2 protein-coding genes are annotated in these 1418 nt (G+C 61.1%); one reads left to right on the forward strand and one right to left on the reverse strand.

Translation table 11 applies throughout. The annotated features are described in order from the left end of the window. The coding region (locus C9413_RS32125) for a fumarylacetoacetate hydrolase family protein (RefSeq protein ID WP_170251558.1) at positions 1 to 695 on the forward strand (695 nt) is incomplete at its 5' end. Here the strand turns inward: C9413_RS32125 and mmsB are convergent. Next, positions 696 to 1418, reverse strand: a 723-nt coding sequence (mmsB, locus tag C9413_RS32130) for a 3-hydroxyisobutyrate dehydrogenase (protein ID WP_170251560.1), incomplete at its 5' end; no start/stop codon positions are given.

Here is a 1418-nt window from a genome sequence, read left to right on the forward strand (position 1 = left end):
AGCAAGTGCCGACTGCCGATTTCGCACTTCCGACCGACCTGCGCCACGCCATGGACGCGCAGAATTTCCTCGCCGCCGGGCAAGGCATTACCAGCAATGCGTGGAAAGTGGCGACCTCGCCGGATGACCAGGCTGTGGCTGCGCCGCTTCATCCCTATATCGAAGCCCTTTCCGGCGCCGAAATTCCCTGGGCGGAAGGCATGAAATTTGAAGCGGAGATTGCCATTCGGCTCGGCACGGATCTGCCCATCCGCGATAGCGGCTACAGCCGGGCCGAAGTCGCCGATGCAGTTGCGACCGTCCATCTCGGCGCAGAACTCCTGGTTTCCGCCATTCAAGAAGGCGGCAGGGCTTCCTTTTTGCTTTTCCTTGCCGATCGCCTCGGCAATAGCGGCTATGTGCTTGGTCCGCCCGTGCCGAAAACACTCATCGACACAGCGACCGGAACGCCAATGAAAGTCACCTTCAACGGCCAGCCGGTCTACGATGCCCCCGCACAGCATCCGACGGGCGACGTGCTCACCTGGCTTGTCGGCTACGCCAATGACAGGTTGCGGCCGGAAAGCTCGCTGAAAGCAGGCGCGCTGATTACGACAGGTACCCTCTGTGGCGCGATCGAACTTAGTTCGCCGGGCGAGATCGACATCCTTCTCGGCGAGACAAGCAAGCTTCATCTTTCGCTCGTCGCGAAATGATCAGACCTTGCTGCGAAACATCTCGATGATGGCGGAAAAGTCCCTTCCGCCATTGCCCTGCTTTTCGAAGAGCGCGTAAAGCTGCGCGGCTTCGGCACCAAGCGGAGTCGATGCGCCGCTCAACAGTGCCGCCTCCTGCGAAAGGCGCAGATCCTTCAGCATCAAGGCAGCGGCAAAGCCCGGCTTGTAGGCATTGTTGGCCGGCGAGGTCGGAACCGGTCCCGGCACCGGGCAATAGCTATTGATGGACCAGCACTGACCGGACGATGTCGATGCAACATCAAAAAGCGCTTGGTGTGAAAGGCCGAGTTTTTCAGCCAGCACGAAAGCCTCGCAGACGCCGATCATCGAAATCCCGAGGATCATATTGTTGCAGATCTTGGCCGCCTGCCCAGCGCCCGCTTCACCACAGTGAACGATCTTCTTGCCCATGGCTTCAAGGATCGGCTTGGCCTTGGCGAAACTCTCCTGCGAGCCACCCGCCATGAAAGTCAGCGTTCCCGCCGCAGCCCCGCCCGTTCCGCCGGAGACGGGGGCGTCGAGCGAAAGACAACCTGCTGCCTTGGCCATCGCATGGGCCTTGCGCGCGCTTTCGACGTCGAGGGTCGAGCAATCGATCACCAGCGTTCCGGCGGGAATGGAAGCGAGAATGTCCGGCCAGGCCGTCAGCACGTGTGTACCTTGCGGCAGCATCGTGACGACGGTCTCGGCACCGGCCACAGC

Source organism: Rhizobium sp. SEMIA 4085 (assembly GCF_013004495.1).
GTDB classification, from domain to species: Bacteria; Pseudomonadota; Alphaproteobacteria; order Rhizobiales; family Rhizobiaceae; genus Rhizobium; species Rhizobium gallicum.